We start from the raw sequence: 17358 nt of genomic DNA, 5'->3' as shown, positions 1-17358 counted from the left end.
ACTAGGGTGAGTGGTTCGCCTTTTGCAACAGGGACCCGAGAGCGTTGCAGAGGCGGCAGTAAAGGGCACAGAGCGAATGAGCCGACAAACTGGCAAGGTGATGAGGGTCCTGGGGCGTCTCTTTCGAGAACGCCAGATCTATCACCGCAGTGACGGCGTCGTCCGTTTCATTAAGCTGTCCATGCGTACCCAGATCGCCCTTGCCGCGGTCCTCGGTGTTGCCCTGTGCTGGGTCGCCTATTCCTCGGTCAACGTGGTCTTCAAGGAACAGATCATCCTTGCGAAAGACAAGGAGCGCCGCTCCATGGACACGGCTTATCGCCGCAAGCTGTCCGACGCGCAAAGGGCCTATGACGAGATCAATACGCTAAACGTTATTTTCTCCCAGGAATTCGACGCCGCAATTTCCCAACTTGAGAATCGGCACGAAACCCTGCGCGCTATCGTCAACAACAAGCGCACGCTGGATCAGGAAATCGAAACCCTGTCGCGCAACCTGTCCACGATCGGCGACCCCAGCGGCAACATCATCCCGAATGGCAACCGGATCATGGTCGATGCCGTCGGTCGTGAACCGACACCGCGTCAGTCGCGTGAAGCCCGCATTTCCGATCAGGCCCTGCGCGAAGTCATGTCGCACGAGATCGTCTCGGGCCTGGAGAACACGGTTCTCGCCGATATGCGGGTCCAGACCGCCGAGCTGTCCGCCCGCCAGATGGTGTTGATGGCCTCTGTCGAGGAAGAGGTTCGTGCCAAGAGCGCGGAGATCGCCCGCATCCTCGACTATACCGGTGTCGATTCCAGCTACATTCTCGCCCGCGCAAATATCAGCGGCGACAAGGTGCAACTGGCCGAAGTCGATTTCCTCAATGGCAAGGGCGGCCCTGATATCAGCCCCGACAATCCCACCGGCATGCCCTCGGTCTATTACCAGAGCGCCAACCGCATCTACCAGAGCATGCAGGAACTCAACGTCCTCGCCAGCGCCCTTAAATCCGTGCCGCTGTCGACCCCTGTCATCAAGCCCCACCGCAAAACCAGTCAGTTTGGCCTCCGTGTCGATCCGAAAAACCGCTCACGCATGCAGCAGCATCTCGGCCTCGACATTGCAGCTGCCTGGCGCTCGCCGATCGTGGCGACAGCACCGGGAGTAGTCATCTATTCAGGAAACCGCTATAACGGTTTCGGGAACTATGTGGAGATTGACCACGGCAACGGTTTTGTAACGCGTTATGCGCATATGGATTCGTTGAAGGTCCGGACAGGGCAAAAGGTCGGCCTTCACGATGTGATCGGGTATCTGGGGAATACAGGGCGCAGCACGGGGCCGCACTGTCACTACGAAATTCTCTATCAAGACAAACAAATCGACCCCATGCGTTTTATTGAGGCAGGAAGATATGTTTTCGAAAGCTAAACAAGAAGCCAATGCCGACAGCCAGGGCTTGGTAGAGATCGGTGATGCGCCCGAAGCGCAGCAACCGCAGCAACCCAGGAAACCGGTGAAGCAGGAGCGCAGCAGCCGTCTCGCTGGCAATAATCGCCGCAATACCGGCAATGCCGCGAGCGTCCCGTCCCTCATCTCAAGCGATGTGGTCATCAGGGGCTCGATCGAGGCCGAGGGCGAGGTCCAGTTCGATGGCGTGATCGAAGGCAATATCGGCGCCAAGGGTCTGGTGATCGGCGAAGGCGCCGTGGTCACTGGCGAGGTTATCGCCGACAAGGTCAAGGTTGCCGGCACTGTCGAGGGCACGATCCGCGCCAATTCCGTCGAGCTGGCGATGACCGCGATCGTCAAGGGTGACATCGTCCACACCGCCCTGTCGATCGAAAGCGGCGCCCGGTTCGAAGGCTCCTGCCGCCATTCCGAGAACCCGCAGGAAGATGAAGGCGGGGCACAGCCGTCCGGCCTGAAGCGCAGCCAGCCCCGAACCGTCGCCGCCGCCGAAGAACAGGCTCATGTCGAGATCAGCGCCGGTGTCGAAGAAGAAGAAGAGACGATTGCCGCCGAAGCCGAACCGGAAGAGACCACGCGCCCGCCGCTGCTCAAATCCCTGCCAGGCTCTGGCGGCCAGCGTCCATCCTCGCCATTCCTCAATCGAGCGGGCAAGCCGGACCTGCGCTAGAGGTTCATACCGGATATCGGAAATTCTGCAAAAGGCCCTGATTTTTTCAGGGCCTTTTCTCTTGCGGCCAAAGGGCCGCCTTGCTCTGCCCCGATCCTGGAGAAGCCCGAAGGGCCGGGCATCCGCCTGTTCAGGCAACGGGATCAGGTCTCGCCGGTCACACGATGGGCCAGACCGGCGGCGAGGAATTCGTCGAGATCGCCGCCGAGGACCTGGTCCGGGCTACCGCTCTCCACATGGGTACGCAGGTCCTTGACCATCTGATAGGGCTGCAGGACGTAGGAACGGATCTGGTGGCCCCAGCCGATATCGGTCTTGGAGTCGGCTTCTGCCTGCGCTGCTTCCTCACGCTTTTGCAATTCCCGTTCATAGAGCCGCGCCTTCAGCATTTTCCAGGCTGTTGCCCGGTTCTTGTGCTGGGAGCGTTCTGACTGGCACTGCACGACGATATTGGTGGGTATATGCGTGATCCGCACGGCGCTGTCGGTCGTGTTGATATGCTGTCCACCGGCGCCGGAGGCACGATAGGTATCGACCCGGCAATCGCTCTCATTGATTTCGATCTCGATGCGGTCGTCGATTTCCGGATAGACCCAGATCGAGGCAAACGATGTGTGCCGGCGGTCGGCGGAATCGAAGGGAGAAATGCGCACGAGGCGATGCACGCCGGACTCCGTCTTCAGCCAGCCATAGGCATTCTCGCCCTTGATCAACAGCGTCGCCGACTTGATGCCGGCTTCATCGCCTGCCTGCTCCTCGATCACCTCGACCTTGTGACCATGCTGCTGCGCCCAGCGCATATACATGCGCATCAGCATCGAAGCCCAGTCATTGCTCTCGGTACCGCCGGCGCCGGGATGGATCTCAACATAAGCATTATTGGCGTCAGCCTCGCCGGATAGCAGCGCTTCAAGCTCTGCCTGCCCGGCCCGCTTGCGCAGCGTGGCCAGGATATCCTGCGCCTCGTCGAGGGCATCATTGTCACCCTCCTCTTCCGACATTTCTGCCAGGGCCAGCGTATCGTCGAGCTCGGTCTGGATCTCTGTAAGCGCGGTGACGGCACTGTCGAGACGCGTGCGTTCGCGCATCAGCGCCTGGGCATTGTCAGGATCATCCCAGAGGCTTGGCTCTTCGGCCTTGGCGTTCAGTTCGTTGAGACGGGCTGTTGCGACATCCCAGTCAAAGACGCCTCCTCAGCAGATCCAGGGATGCCCTGATCTGCTCGGCATGATTGAGTATTTCCGCACGCATTGGACCTGTTAGCTCCTCGGTTCAAATCATCGCGAGGGGCCGTCAGTAAAGCCCGCCGAGATCATCGTCAACGGTTTCATCGCTATCGCTCTCATCGACATAAGTCCCGCTCATATTCGTGCCGGAAGAACCATCGATATTGTCCTCGGCCTTGAACGCCTCGAGGATGACGTCGGACTGACCCTGGCGTGCAGGACGGCCTGTCTTGGCATCGACACGCACGAGACGGATGCCTGACGGTACGCGGAACGGCAGGGCCGGTTCGTCCTTGAGGGCTTCAGCCATGAACTCGCCGAAGATCGGAGCCGCGACGATACCGCCCCCCTCGCCCTGGCCCATGGAGGCAGGCAGGTCGAAGCCGACATAGATCCCGGCGGCGAGGTCGGGCGAGAAGCCGACGAACCAGGCATCCTTGTAGTCGTCGGTCGTCCCGGTCTTGCCGGCGATCGGCTTGTTCGGCACGGCTTCCTTCACCCTCGTCCCGGTGCCGCGCTGGATGACGCCCTCGAGGATCGACACCATCTGATAGGCCGTGCGCGGGTCAATGACCTGGTCGCGCAGGTCCGCGACATAAGGTTCATTCTGGCCGTCCCACGCCTCGACATTGCAGTCGCCGCAGGCGCGGGTATCGCGCTTGTAGATCGTCTCGCCATAGCGGTTCTGGATGCGGTCTATCAGGACCGGCTCGATCCGCCGCCCGCCATTGACGAAGATGGAATAGGCCGAGGTCAGCCGCGGCAGGCTGGTCTCGCCCGCGCCGAGGGAGATCGCCAGTTCGCGCGGCAGCGTATCGGACACACCGAAGCGTTCGGCATATTCGATGATCGTGTCGATACCAACATCCTGCGCCAGACGCGCGGTCATGGTGTTGCGCGATTTCTCGATGCCAAGGCGCAGGGTCGATTCGCCATAGAAGCGGCCGGCGATGTAATTGCCCGGCTTCCACCAGTCATCGCCGAGGCTCGGCGCCACGAACGGCGCATCGAGCACGATCGATGACGGCGTATAGCCATTGTCGATCGCGGCGGCATAGACGAATGGCTTGAAGGTCGAGCCCGGCTGGCGGTTTGCCTGGGTCGCTCGGTTGAATTCCGACAGGCCGAACGAAAAGCCGCCGACCATCGCAAGCACGCGGCCCGTATGCGGGTCCATGACCAGCATGCCACCATTGACGGCCGGCACCTGGCGCAGCGCGTACTGGCCCTCGACCGTCTCGCCGGCGTCATTCTGGAAGGGCTCGACATAGACAACGTCGCCTGCCTCGAGCACCTGATTGAGATTGCTGACTTCCGGACCCTGGGCGTCGACATTGACATAGGAACGCGCCCAGGTCGCGGCGGCAAGCGGCAGTGTCGCTCGTGTGCCGTCGGCAAGGCCGATCGTTGCCGAACGCTGGCTGACATCGAGGACCAGAACCAGCTGCCACGGGGCAAGGTCATCGGCATATCTGTTGGTATCGGCAAGGCGCTGGATTTCATCCTTCAGCGCCTGCTGCCAGGCAAAAGGCACTTCCTCGCCCTCGCGCACGTCGATATCGGCCCTTTCCTCGAGATCGGCAGGCACATCGAGGGTCGAAACCTCGCCGCGCCAGCCATGGCGCTGGTCATAGACGACGAGCCATTTGCGGAAGGCGCGATTGGCGGCGCGCTGCAGGCGCGGATCGAGGGTCGAGCGCACCGAGAGACCGCCGTCATACAGCGCCTCCACGGAGTAGCGCTCGCCGACCTGGCGACGCACCTCCTCGGCGAAATATTCCATGTCCGACGAGCGCGCGCCCAGCGGCGGCGCGATCACCGCGCCGAGCGGCTGGGCCTGTGAGGCATCGCGCTCTTCCCTGGTGACATGCCCGTCCTCAAACATCCGGTTGATGATCCAGTTCCGGCGGTCAAGGGCTCGGTCCTCATTATAGACTGGATGATAATTGCTCGGCGCCTTGGCCAGTGTGGCAAGATAGGCAGCCTCGGCAATATCCAGTTCTTCCAGGGACTTACCAAAATAGTTTAGAGCCGCCGCAGCAACACCGTAGGAGCGATTGCCGAGATAGATTTCGTTCAGATAAAGCTCGAGGATCCGGTCCTTTGTGAAGGCTTTTTCCATGCGCCGGGCGATCAGCATCTCCTTCACCTTGCGCTCGATCTTCTGCTCCGAAGTGAGCAGGAAGTTCTTGGCAACCTGCTGCGTGATGGTCGAGCCCCCTTCGAGCGGACGATCGTTCAGGATATTCGAGATATTGTTGATGTTGGCGCGGACGATACCGACGTAATCAAGGCCCGAATGCTCGTAGAAGCCCTTGTCCTCGGCGGAAATGAAAGCGTATTTCACGGCGGGCGGCATCACTTCCACGGGCACGAACAGGCGCCGCTCCCGGGCGAATTCGGCGACCAGCGTGCCGTCGCCGGCATGGACGCGGGTCGTGACCGGCGGCTCGTACTCTTCAAGCTGCTCATAGGCAGGCAGGTCGAGGCCGGAGACATAGATGAAGGCATAGATAACGACGGCGACGCCAGCGACGACGCCGACGGCGGCGAGGCCGCCAAAAATCTTGAGCGTCATGCTCGCCCAGCCTGGCAGGGTGAAGCCGCGGCGGCGCTTCGGCGCAGGCGCAGGGTCTCCGGCAGGCCGGCTCGCACGCAATGGCTTGTCCGGATCATCATACGAGGATCGCGGCGGCTTTCCGGAAGAAATCGGAGGAGTGTTTTTGTCAGTCATGCCCTGTCCGCACCAGCAAGTATTGGCTCATCGCAGTTTACGCCCCGCATAGAGGCGCTGTGGAGGGTGGCAGCAGCCGTCTGCGAATACCAGCCCCCGTCTTGTTCATAGGTGTCTTGTTCATCGGTGTCTTGTTCGTCCGGTCCGTCACCATCCGGTCTTTCTCTAGCTGAAAAAGATGGCATGAGCGAGGCTCAATGGTCCCGATGAGAAAAGTGTAAGGAAATTTCGTCGCTCAGCGGGCGCCATCGGTCAACGATGCATGCCGAACCGGCGGCAATGTCGCCATGTACTCGTCGATTGCATCGGCGACGTAAGTCATCGTACCCCTGCGCCAGTCTTCGCGGATGAGGTTGGCCTCGTCATGAATGTTGCTCATGAAGCCGAGTTCCAGCAGGACTGCCGGCACGTCCGGCGCCAGCAGCACCTTGAGATTATCCTGGCGATGGGTGTTGTTGACCATTGGCACGCGCCCGCTGAGATGTTCGATCAGGTGGTTGGCGAGCATTGCCGACTGTTCCTGGACACGGGACATGGAGAGGTCGGCGACAATCTGGCCGATATCGGCATCGAGTGTCGACAGATCGACATTTGCCACCACCGATTGGCCGTTCCTGACGCCCTGGTTGATCTGGTTGGCCAGCCGCAAATCGCCTTTTCTGGACAGGGTATAGACCGAGGCGCCGCGGACATCCGTATTGGCAATCGAATCGGCATGGATGGAGATGAACAGGTCGGCCGCTTCCTTGGACAGGCGCGGCATGCGATCTTCAAGTTCGATCTTCACGTCGCTGTCGCGGGTCATGATGACCTCGTAGCCACGCTCGGTAAGAATCGTCTTCAATTGCTGGGCAGCAGACAGGGTTACCGTCTTTTCGTAAGTGCCGCCCTGACCGATCGCGCCCGGATCCCTGCCGCCATGGCCGGCATCGATGATGACCTTTCGCCCATTGCCGCCGCGGGAAAGGCTCACGCCGCGCGGGTCGCCCGGTACCGGCTTCTGCGCCAGCATGCCTGGCTTGATACGAGGGACCGGCAGGCCGTCTAACGCGGTAAAACTCTGGGCGCTGGCGAGGGCCGCTTTTGCAATATGCTCATCATCATTCTGATTTTGCTGTGTTTTTTCCGGCTCTTCAGGTGACGCAACAACGGCGTCAGCTGTGGCTGACGCGGCCGGTTCCGCCTTGATGACTGGCTTCACCCGCACGCCCCCGCGCATGGGTCCATATTCCATCGACAGCTTGTCGGAGAAGGCTGCTTCGGACGCATTGGTCATGTCGACGACGAGCCGGTAGTGACCGGTTCCGTCCTTGGGGGCGATCAGGAAAACGGCATGGGGCACAGCTGTCCGGGCGAGGTCGAAGGACAGGGTCGCGAGACCATCATCACCATCGCTATAGGCATAGGTGCCGATATGGCCGATGCCTTCGCCGGCGCCGGCATCGAAGCCGCCAATGTCGAAGGCCGCCTGATCGATCTCGATCGCCAGCTGCTTGTCGCCATCCGGCGTGCGCCGCAGGAAAGCCCGGTAGTGGGGATCGGCGGAAATGTCCAGGACGATTCGGGTGCGGCCGTTTTCGCCGAGACCGAAGCGCACATCGAATACGTTCGCCCCCTGCCCGGAATTATCCAACGCAGCCTGGGCACCGGTCAAAACCGTAGCGGACAGCGCACCGACAACCGCCGCCATCATGAACGCGATAGTGCGGGTCAACCCTTGCGGAAGCCGTATGGTTGAAAGAATCATCATTAACGCCGGGACCATGTTTACTAGCTGAATCCTGAATTTGCTAGGCGCACAATGCCCTGAGTCTCCTTCACAGGACCCGAAAATTAACGATAGTGGAAACTTCGTTAATACCGCCTTAACACCTTGCAGACAGGTCGGTGATAATGTCAGGACAGGACAAAATTGTTCTATTGTGCTTTAGGCCGATGTAGGGCAATTTGTCGAGATGAGTTTCCAGGCCGGGCGCGACCGACGAGTCGCCCCCTGCACGGGATGAACGGCCGCAAGTTCCGACGGCCGCGCGGCGCTTCCACAGCGCGCGAACAGGACACACCAGAATCCAACAGGAGCCCGCCCATCTTGGTCAGGCTCCCACAGGGAATAGTTCTAGACCCGCCATGATTTCACCCGCGACAGACATGCTGCAGACCGAGGCCCCGCTTTTGCGGAGCGCATCTTCGGTTGCGCAAGCCCGCAGTCCGTTCCGGGGCCATGGCCATAACACGACCAGCCGCGAGCCGGAGTCGGCCGCGCGCTGCGGAGCTCAATTACATGCCAAAGAAAATGCTTATCGATGCGAGCCACCGGGAAGAGACCCGTGTGGCGGTCATCTCGAACGGAAAAGTTGAAGACTTTGATTTTGAATCTGAATCAAGAAAGCCGCTAAGAGGAAATATCTATCTTGCCCGGGTCACCCGGGTCGAACCATCGCTGCAGGCCGCCTTTGTCGAATATGGCGGCAACCGCCATGGTTTCCTCGCCTTCTCCGAAATCCATTCCGACTACTACCAGATCCCGGTTTCCGACCGTGATATCCTGCGCAAGGCGGAGGACCTGGAAGCGGAACTCGCTGCCCAGATGGTCGCCGAGGAACAGGACGACCTCGATCTCGATGACGAAAGTTTCGACGACGAGGACGACAATGGCTCTTCAGGCAATCAGAACAGCAAGTCAGACAGTGCCCAGTCGTCGGATGAAGACAACGACGATGATGATTCCGATGCCGATATCGAGCTTGTCGACACCTCGAACGAGGAAGTCGAAAGCCTTGGTGAAGGCGACGACGAAGACGGCTATAATGACGATGACAGCTACAAAGACCGTGCCGCGCTGATCGCCGATGCTACCAGCGATGAGGCCAGCGAAGCGATTGAGGACGAAGAGAACGAAAGAAGGTCTGGCAAGGGCAAGTCCGGGACGAGGCGGGAGAGAAGCCTCGAGGACCGCTATCGCGATGCCCGCCGCGAGCGGATCAGGCTTCTGCGCAACTACCGTATTCAGGAAGTAATCAAGCGCCGCCAGATCCTGCTTGTCCAGGTCGTGAAGGAAGAGCGCGGCAATAAAGGCGCGGCGCTGACCACCTATCTGTCGCTGGCCGGCCGCTATTGCGTGCTGATGCCGAACACGTCCCGCGGCGGCGGCATTTCCCGCAAGATCACAAACGGCGCCGACCGCAAGCGCCTGCGCAAGACGATGAGCGAACTGGAGATACCGCCTGGCCTCGGGCTGATCATCCGCACCGCCGGTTCGAAGCGCACCAAGTCGGAGATCAAGCGCGATTACGACTATCTGCTCAGGCTGTGGGAAAATATCCGCGACCTGACCCTGCGCTCCATCGCGCCCTGCCTCATCTATGAAGAGGCGAGCCTGATCAAGCGCGCGATCCGCGACCTCTATGACAAGGATATCGGTTCCATCCTGGTTCAGGGCGAGGCCGGCTATCGCGAGGCCAAGGACTTCATGAAAATGCTCATGCCGTCCCACGCCAAGAACGTGCAGCCCTATCGCGATCAGGTACCGCTGTTCCTCGCGACCAAGACCGAGCAGCAACTCGACGAGATGTACCAGCCGATCGTTAAGCTGAAATCCGGCGGCTATCTCGTCATTCAGCAGACCGAGGCGCTGATCTCCATCGACGTCAACTCGGGCAAGGCGACCAAGGAACGCAATATCGAGGCGACCGCCCTGAAGACCAATTGCGAGGCTGCAGTTGAAGTTGCCCGCCAGTGCCGCCTGCGCGACCTCGCCGGCCTCGTCGTGGTCGATTTCATCGACATGGAGGAGAATCGCAACAACCGCACGGTCGAGAAGAAGCTGAAGGACGCGATGAAGACCGACCGGGCGCGTATCCAGCTCGGCCGCATCTCCACTTTCGGCCTTCTCGAAATGTCGCGCCAGCGCCGCCGCTCCGGCATTGTCGACGGCACGACACGCCAGTGCCCGACCTGCCATGGCGCCGGGGCGATCCGCTCCCACGAAATGGCTGCCCTGCGCATCCTGCGCTCGATCGAGGAAGAGGCCCTCGCCGGCCGTGCCGGGGTGATTGCCGCTTCGACCTCCACCGAAGTCGCCCTCTACATCCTCAACAACAAGCGTGACTGGCTGAACCGGATCGAGGAAACCTACGCCCTGACGATCGAGATCAACGCCGATCCGGACAAGGCGGGAGACACTTACGAGATCGAGAAGCGTGGCCCTGCCCGCGAGATGCCGGTCCGTGCTGCCGTCGTCACGGCCGACTTCGCCGAGTTGGACGAGCCCGAGGCTGCCGATGCGGTTGACGAGGACGACGACGACAGTGCGTCCGACGACAATGCATCCGACGATGGCGAGGAGGACAGCGGCGATGAGAAGCCGCGCCGCCGTCGCCGTCGCCGTGGTCGTGGCAAGCCGTCCGGCGAGACGAGTGACTCACGCGACGATACGTCATCGTCTGACTCCGGCGATGATGAGGAAGAAGAAGAAAAGTCGAGCAAAAACAACGACTCCTCCGACGATGATAACGAAGATGGCGGTGGCCGACGTCGCCGTCGCCGGGGTCGCCGCGGTGGCCGTCGCAACCGTAAGCGCAACAGCGATACCGAGGCTGGGTCCGACGAATCGACCGAAGCCTCAGATCAGGCCACTGGCAACCAGACCGTGATGGAAGGGTCCGATGCCGACAGCTCAGGCAAGGACGATGGCGGCGAGAAAGACGTCAGCACCAACGGTGACGATTCCTCGCAGGATGACACCTCCCGGGATGACACCGGGCAGGATGACACCGGGAAAGACAAGGCCAACGAGCCTGCCAATGACGCTAATGGCGACCGGGATGGCCGCGATGAGCGTGTCGAAAAGGCGGCCGTAGCCGTAGCAGAGGAGCAGAAGCCCGCGCCTCAGGCTGACTCAAATGAGGAACAGCAAGACAACGAGAAAGCCGACGGCGCCGAAGAGCCGGAGCCGGCGGTCGTCGCTGCCCCGGCAGCTGATGATGCGAAAGCCGATAAGCCGTCAGCGCAGTCGGAGCCAGATAGCCACGACGGCGCTACCGCCGACAAGGCCGAAAATGACGATGACGACGATGATGATCGTCCCAAACGCAGCGGCTGGTGGCAGCGCGCGCTCGGCAAGAACTGACCCCGGACTGCCGCATTTCAGGCTCCTGGGACCACCCCCACAAAAGGCCTTCCCTCGGGGAGGCCTTTTCATTGCAGCAGTTTAACCTGACGTTTCGGGGCAAATGTTCGATTTTTGACACAATCGGGCTTAAACTGGCCTGCAGTAGCAAGGGCAAGGGCCGCATCATGATATCCACCAGAGTGTTGAAAGTGCTGAAGATCACCGCTGCCGCCGCGACGGCGCAGCTTATGCTGATGGCATCGGCCAGTGCCCAGTCATTCCTGCGCGATGCCGAGATCGAGCAGTTTCTCTCTGACTATTCCATGCCAATCTTCGAGGCTGCCGGCCTGCCCGCAGAACAGATCCAGATCCACATCATTGGCAGCCCGGACCTCAATGCCGCCGCTGGCAATCTGCACATGTTCGTGTTCACCGGCCTGATCACCGAGGCCGATGTGCCGAACCAGATCGAGGGCGTCATCGCCCACGAGGCCGGTCACATCGCCGGCGGCCACAGCCAGCGTACCCAGGAAGCCATGGAGAGCGCGACACGCCCGATGATGATGTCGCTCGTGCTCGGCACGGTGGCGATCCTTGCCGGAGCCCCTGATGCCGGCATGGGGCTGATCGGCCTCGGCCAGCAGGTCGGCACGTCCAACTTCCTGCGCTATTCACGCGGCCAGGAATCGAGCGCCGACCAGGCCGGGCTCGCCTATCTCGAGGCGACCGGCAAATCCGGCCAGGGGCTGATCGACTTTTTTCGCAAGCTGCGCAACCAGCAGCTTATCTCCTCCTATTACGAGCGCGGCCAGTATTACTCGACCCACCCCATGGCCAATGACCGGATGAGCATCCTTGAGCGGAAGGTGAAAGAGTCGCCCTATTACGAGGTCAAGGATACAGAGGAAGAAATCCAGCGCCTGCGCATGATCCAGGCCAAGATCAACGGCTTCATGCTCGACCCGCAGGCGACCATGCGCCAATACCCTCTTGCCGACCAGACTAAACCCGCCCGCTACGCCCGCGCGGTCGCCTATTATCGCGATGCGCAGCTCGACAAGGCACTGACCGAGATCGACCGCCTGCTGGAAGAAGAGCCGGAGAACCCCTTCTTCTACGAACTGAAAGGCCAGATGCTGTTCGAACATGGCAAGATCACGGAATCGATCGAGCCACACCGGGTATCGACCGAGCTCGCCCCGCAATACGCGCTGCTGAAAATCAACCACGCGCGCGCGCTGGTCGCGACAGAAAATACCGAGCTCAGTGCCCAGGCAATCGACATCCTGAAGCTGGCACTTAATATGGAGAAGGACAATTATTTCGGCTGGACCGAGCTTGCCCGCGCCTATAGCAGCCAGGGCGACGACACGATGGCATCCCTTGCCACGGCCGAAGCCTATTTCCATGTCGGCGCGCCGCACCTCGCCCACCGCTTCGCCACGCGCGCCCTGGACAAGTTGCCCGAACAGACCGTGGAATGGCGCCAGGCGAGCGACATCGTCAATGCGACCCGCGATGATGCCCTGCGCTATCAGCGCAACAATCCGCAAGGCAACCGGCCGGGCCGCTTCAGCGTTTCCGGCGACACCTCCCTGCCCGCCTATCGCCGTTAGCCGCCTGCTGCTTCTGCCAACGTCTTTCGTGCTGACTTGTGCGCTGACTTCTGCGTGAAAGCCGCAAACGGGGCTTTCCTTTGCCCGACAAGCCGGTGCACATTGGCGCAGCGCCAAGCCAACTTTCCAGAGAGTATCGATGACCTTCAAGACCGCCCTCCTCTCCGCTGCCGCCATCGCCGCTGCCGGTGCCCTCGGCTACTCGCTGATGTCGTCCGGCACCGCACAGCAGAAAATCGCGGTCGAGGACCGTGAAGTGATCGAGCAGATCATCAGGGAGTATCTCGTCGAGAACCCGCAAGTCGTCATCGACGCCCTCGACCGGTACAGCGAGCTTGAGGCACTGAGAGCCGAAGCGGAGGCGATGGCAGGGCTCGATGTCCATCTCGACACGCTGATCAGCGGCGTTGACGGTTTCGCCGACGGCGCCCCTGCCAGCGAGGCAAAGGTCTATGTCATCGAACTGTTCGACTATCATTGCGGCTTCTGCAAGCAGGCGACGGAATATGTCTATGACCTGCTGGCCGAGGAAGACGATGTGCGCGTGGTCTTCCGCGAGCTGCCGATCCTGCGCGAAGAATCCGATTACGCCGCCATGGCCGCCCTCGCCGCGCGCGACCAGGACAAATATAGCGAGCTGCACTTCGCCATGATGGACGCCTCCGGCATCCTGACGCCGGAGCGCATCGCCAGTATTGCCGCCGACATCGGGATCGATGTCGAGGCCATGACAAACACCATCGACGCTTCCGGGTACGACGCCGTCCTTGCCCGCACCCGCGACATCGCCATCGATCTGGGCGTGACCGGAACGCCGGCCTTCGTCATCGCATCGGCAGATGGCAGCTATTCGCGCATGATCAGCGGCTGGCAGCCGGAAACTCTTTCTCAATCCATCGAGGAAGCGCGCAAGTCGGCGAGCTGACCGCTTCGACGCCCTGGCATCATTTGCCAATTTTCCCACCTGAATTGACGCGTAAGGACTATTGGTCGCGCCATTCGTGCGTTCGTCGCGGCATCAGTACCATTTATCGCTCTTTTGACGACAGTATGGAACTGTCATGATCACATAATTGTCATGAAACCTAGGGGGTAACACCGGCCGACCGGTCGACCCGCCACCGGATGCTCCGTATGCTGATTTTCATGCGGTCTCCGGCTTTTCCGATTCTTCAACTTGAGGGTTAGCATGAACTTTTCCGATACCAAGAAATCGCTCCTGGCAACCAGCATTCTGGCAGGGCTGTCTGCCATGATGCTCGCGCCAGCGGCCGCACAGGACGATGAGGATTCCAGCCAGCAGGCAGAAGACGCGCAGAGCGATGTCATCGTCGTCACCGGTTCGCGCATCCGCCGTCCGGACTATGACTTCTCCAATCCCGTCACGTCCATTGATGAAGGCACGATCGAGCGCTCCGGCGCAACCAACATGACCGACTTCGTGCAGGAAGTGCCGGCCCTGGTAAGCTCCATCGACAGTGAGGACTATGCCAACACCGCCGATCAGGCCGGCGTCGGCCTGAACCTTCTCGACCTGCGCAACCTCGGCACCAACCGCACGCTCGTGCTGGTCGACGGACGCCGTCATGTCGGCTCCGAGCCGGGTACGGCTGCAGTCGATATCAACACGATCCCTGTCGGCCTGATCGAGCGCATCGAGGTGCTCACGGGGGGCGCATCCGCCGTATACGGTGCAGATGGCGTGACCGGTGTCGTCAACTTCATTCTGAAGGACAACTATGAGGGCTTCAGCGCCCGCGCCCAGACCGGGACGTCCCAGCAGGGCGGTGGCGACAATACTTTCATCAGCATGGTCGGCGGCAAGAATTTCATGGATGGCCGTCTGAACATCACCGGCGCCCTCGAAATGTCGCAGACGAATTCGGTCGATCAGAGTGATCGCCGCTATTCCCAGTTCGGCCGTCGCGAGATCCTCATCAGCAACCCGGATGAGCCCAGCACCTTTGGCGGCGCGAACGATCCGGACATTCTTGACAACATTTTCGCGACGGGCGTCACCTATATCGACACCTCGCCCGTGGGCGGCGTGTACACGGACCCGGACTTCGGCGACTCGCTTGCCGGCAACGACTTCACCGGCAACGGCGATCCGTGGCAGGACGGTGTCTCGGCAGGCGGCTTCCTCGCCGTCGGCGGCGACGGTTCCCTGCTCGACGGCTTTGTCGACCAGTTGCTGCCCGAGCTGGACCGCTACACGGCCTATGGCTCCTTCGACTATGAGCTAACGCCGTCGATGAACCTTTTCGGCGATCTGAAATATGTGAACACGACGACGCAATTCATCGCCCAGCCGACTTTCGACTACTTCCTCGAAGTCCCGTTCGACAACCCGTTCATCCCCGATCCGATCCTCGCTGACGCGATGCCGACCGGCGGACCTTTCGGTGCCGACACCGTATACGTCGCGCGCGACAATTTCGATCTCGGCAATACCGGCCGCGACATCGAGCGCGAGACGTGGCGCAGCGTGATCGGTCTCGACGGGGCGTTCTGGGACAATTGGTTCTACGAAGCGTCCTACACCTACGGTCAGACCAAGGAGACGAGCGAGTATTTCAACGACCGTCAGGCCGACCGCTTCGCCGCAGCGATCGATGCCGTGCGCGATCCGTCGACGGGCGAAATCGTCTGCCGCTCCGACCTCGACCCGACGGCGATCCCTTCCGGCAACCTGGATGACGATTCCCTGTGGGGCACGACGTTCACGCCGGGTGCGAACTCGGGCTGTGTTCCGGCCGATATCTTCGGCGCGGACATCTCGGCGGAGGCCGCCGCGTGGATCAACACCACGACGGTCAGCGATGCGACCATCGAACAGCAGGTCTGGAACGCGTTCGTCACGGGCGATTCTTCCCGCTGGTTCGAACTGCCCGCCGGTCCTGTCGGCGTGGTATTCGGCGTCGAATACCGTGAGGAAAGCGCCGCGAACAACGCCGCGCCGATCGAGGAGGAGTCTGCCGCGCTCGGCTATGACATCACCTGGTCCGGCCAGGGCACCGACACCGTCGGCGAATTCGATGTCTTCGAATATTTCGCCGAGGTCGACATACCGCTGGTCCGGGATGTGCGCTTCATCCAGGAGCTGCGCCTCGACGCGGCCTATCGCGGCTCGGATTATTCGACGACCGGCCGTTCCGAGACCTGGAAGGTCGGCGGTATCTGGCAGGTGAATGATTTCATCCGCTTCCGCGGCACCACGGCGCAGGCCGTTCGCGCCCCGAACATCAACGAGTTGTTCCTGCCGCAATCGCAGACATTCTCGCTGCTTGCCGATCCCTGCACGGTCGTCAATCTGGATGAGCCGGAGGATCCGGAAGTCGAGGCTCTGCGCCTGCAGAACTGTACGGCAGATCTCGGCTTCGACCCGGAAGCGACGGGCTTTAACCCGAACGTTTCCTCTGCGATCGAGGGCCGCGTCGGTGGCAACCCCGATCTCGATGTCGAGACGGCGATGACCGATACCTACGGGTTCGTGCTGCAGCCGAGCTTCATCGAGAACCTGACCATCTCGCTCGACTACTATGATATCGAGCTGGAGGACGCGATCCAGTTCTTCGACGCCCAGACGATCGTCGACAAGTGCTATGACCTGCCCCGGCCGAACCAGTTCTGCCCGCTCGTCACGCGCGATACCGCCGGCGATGGGCGCCTCTCGGGGTTCCAGCAATTCGCCGTCAACGTCGCGTCGTACACGACCAGCGGTTACGACCTGTCGGTCCGGTACAGCCTCGACCCGCAGGAAGTCGGCCTGACCGAGCGCAATATCGGCCAGTTCGATTTCGGCCTGATCGGCAACAAGCTGAACGACCTGACCTTCGTCGAACTCGAGGATGCGCCGACGGACCAGCAGGTCGGCGATGCCGGCGCGCCGGAATATCAGGCCACCTTCGATCTGCTGTGGACCAGCCCGGACGACGTCGTGCAGCTGAACTACGGCTATAGCTGGTTTGACGAAACCCAGCGCTTCGAGCCGGGCAATATCGAGGACAATCCCGATATCGTGGATTCCGAGTACTATAATTGGTCGGCCCGCTCGGTCCATGACGTCCAGGCCAGGTTCAACCTGTCCGACCAGTTCTCGGTCTATGGCGGCGTAAACAACCTCCTCGACCAGGAACCGGACCGCGGCAGCCTCAACTATCCGGTCAATCCGCTCGGGCGCTTCTACTATCTCGGCGTCCAGATCAACACCAACTAGGCGACTCCACGCTTCAGTGACGAAGGGGGGCCCGGCACGGGCCCTCCTTTTTTTGTGCCGAATACGCAGAAAAATCGCTTTTCGAATGGCTGTTTGAGCCGGAAATTCCTGGCCCGCAGGCCAAAAGTTCCCCGGAACGACCAACCCGGTGGCGCATGCTGGCCACATTCCGGGCGAGCGCCCTCTCTGAAACACAAAAATTTTGGCATATTATTGCGCTGCAGGTGCGAAATGTGCCGTTTTATTGCATTGCGGCATTTGTTTGTGTCGTCTCAGTAACACCTGACTCGTGTTACGCAATCACGCTTCACAAAACTGTTGTACATG

Annotated in this window: 9 protein-coding genes; 6 read left to right on the top strand and 3 right to left on the bottom strand. The window is 60.9% G+C overall.

The genetic code is table 11. The features are described 5' to 3' along the window. Window positions 1-76: 76 nt before the first annotated feature. Together IEV88_RS04270 and IEV88_RS04265 are read left to right on the top strand one after the other, a co-directional pair. Window positions 77-1417: a M23 family metallopeptidase gene (locus IEV88_RS04270; protein ID WP_188160032.1), complete on the top strand. Its 1341-nt coding sequence runs from the start codon at window positions 77-79 to the stop codon at window positions 1415-1417. Further along, window positions 1401-2126, top strand: coding sequence for a bactofilin family protein (locus IEV88_RS04265; RefSeq protein ID WP_188160031.1), 726 nt, complete (start codon window positions 1401-1403; stop codon window positions 2124-2126). Before IEV88_RS04270 ends, IEV88_RS04265 begins: the two co-directional genes overlap by 17 nt. Window positions 2127-2269: 143 nt before the next feature. On the opposite strand, the gene prfB is transcribed toward IEV88_RS04265, so the two are convergent. The 3 genes from prfB to IEV88_RS04250 form a co-directional block, all read right to left on the bottom strand. Continuing rightward, a protein-coding gene (gene prfB, locus IEV88_RS04260) for a peptide chain release factor 2 (protein WP_188160030.1) occupies window positions 2270-3377 on the bottom strand; the annotation gives its coding sequence in 2 pieces (ribosomal slippage) (window positions 2270-3307 and window positions 3309-3377; 1107 coding nt in all). 42 nt (window positions 3378-3419) lie between these two features. Further along, window positions 3420-5930 (bottom strand): penicillin-binding protein 1A, encoded by a 2511-nt coding sequence (locus IEV88_RS04255; RefSeq protein ID WP_188160029.1) that lies wholly within the window; start codon window positions 5928-5930, stop codon window positions 3420-3422. 391 nt (window positions 5931-6321) lie between these two features. After that, complete coding sequence (locus IEV88_RS04250) at window positions 6322-7800, bottom strand: N-acetylmuramoyl-L-alanine amidase family protein (protein WP_188160028.1); 1479 nt, start codon at window positions 7798-7800, stop codon at window positions 6322-6324. A 567-nt stretch (window positions 7801-8367) separates the two neighbouring features. On the opposite strand from IEV88_RS04250, the gene IEV88_RS04245 reads away from it, so the two are divergent. The 4 genes from IEV88_RS04245 to IEV88_RS04230 all read left to right on the top strand — a co-directional run bounded on the left by IEV88_RS04245 (window position 8368) and on the right by IEV88_RS04230 (window position 17031). After that, the gene (locus tag IEV88_RS04245; protein ID WP_188160027.1) at window positions 8368-11214 is read left to right on the top strand and encodes an Rne/Rng family ribonuclease; all 2847 of its coding nucleotides are present in this window, start codon (window positions 8368-8370) and stop codon (window positions 11212-11214) included. A 167-nt stretch (window positions 11215-11381) separates the two neighbouring features. After that, complete coding sequence (locus IEV88_RS04240) at window positions 11382-12812, top strand: M48 family metalloprotease (protein ID WP_188160026.1); 1431 nt, start codon at window positions 11382-11384, stop codon at window positions 12810-12812. Window positions 12813-12951: 139 nt separating this feature from the next. Further along, the gene (locus tag IEV88_RS04235) at window positions 12952-13737 is read left to right on the top strand and encodes a DsbA family protein (protein ID WP_188160025.1); all 786 of its coding nucleotides are present in this window, start codon (window positions 12952-12954) and stop codon (window positions 13735-13737) included. A gap of 264 nt (window positions 13738-14001) precedes the next feature. Continuing rightward, on the top strand, window positions 14002-17031 hold the full coding sequence (locus tag IEV88_RS04230; protein ID WP_188160024.1) for a TonB-dependent receptor plug domain-containing protein: 3030 nt from the start codon (window positions 14002-14004) through the stop codon (window positions 17029-17031). The last annotated feature ends 327 nt before the right edge of the window (window positions 17032-17358 follow it).

Source organism: Aquisalinus flavus (assembly GCF_014640095.1).
In the GTDB taxonomy this organism is placed as follows: domain Bacteria; phylum Pseudomonadota; class Alphaproteobacteria; order Caulobacterales; family Parvularculaceae; genus Aquisalinus; species Aquisalinus flavus.
This window is presented reverse-complemented; position numbering and strand designations above follow the sequence as displayed.

Coding starts and splice junctions, on each gene's coding strand:
- IEV88_RS04270 (WP_188160032.1), top strand. CDS start 77: ATGAGCCGACAAACTGGCAAGGTGATGAGGGTCCTGGGGCGTCTCTTT.
- IEV88_RS04265 (WP_188160031.1), top strand. CDS start 1,401: ATGTTTTCGAAAGCTAAACAAGAAGCCAATGCCGACAGCCAGGGCTTG.
- IEV88_RS04255 (WP_188160029.1), bottom strand. CDS start 5,930: ATGACGCTCAAGATTTTTGGCGGCCTCGCCGCCGTCGGCGTCGTCGCT.
- IEV88_RS04245 (WP_188160027.1), top strand. CDS start 8,368: ATGCCAAAGAAAATGCTTATCGATGCGAGCCACCGGGAAGAGACCCGT.
- IEV88_RS04240 (WP_188160026.1), top strand. CDS start 11,382: ATGATATCCACCAGAGTGTTGAAAGTGCTGAAGATCACCGCTGCCGCC.
- IEV88_RS04235 (WP_188160025.1), top strand. CDS start 12,952: ATGACCTTCAAGACCGCCCTCCTCTCCGCTGCCGCCATCGCCGCTGCC.
- IEV88_RS04230 (WP_188160024.1), top strand. CDS start 14,002: ATGAACTTTTCCGATACCAAGAAATCGCTCCTGGCAACCAGCATTCTG.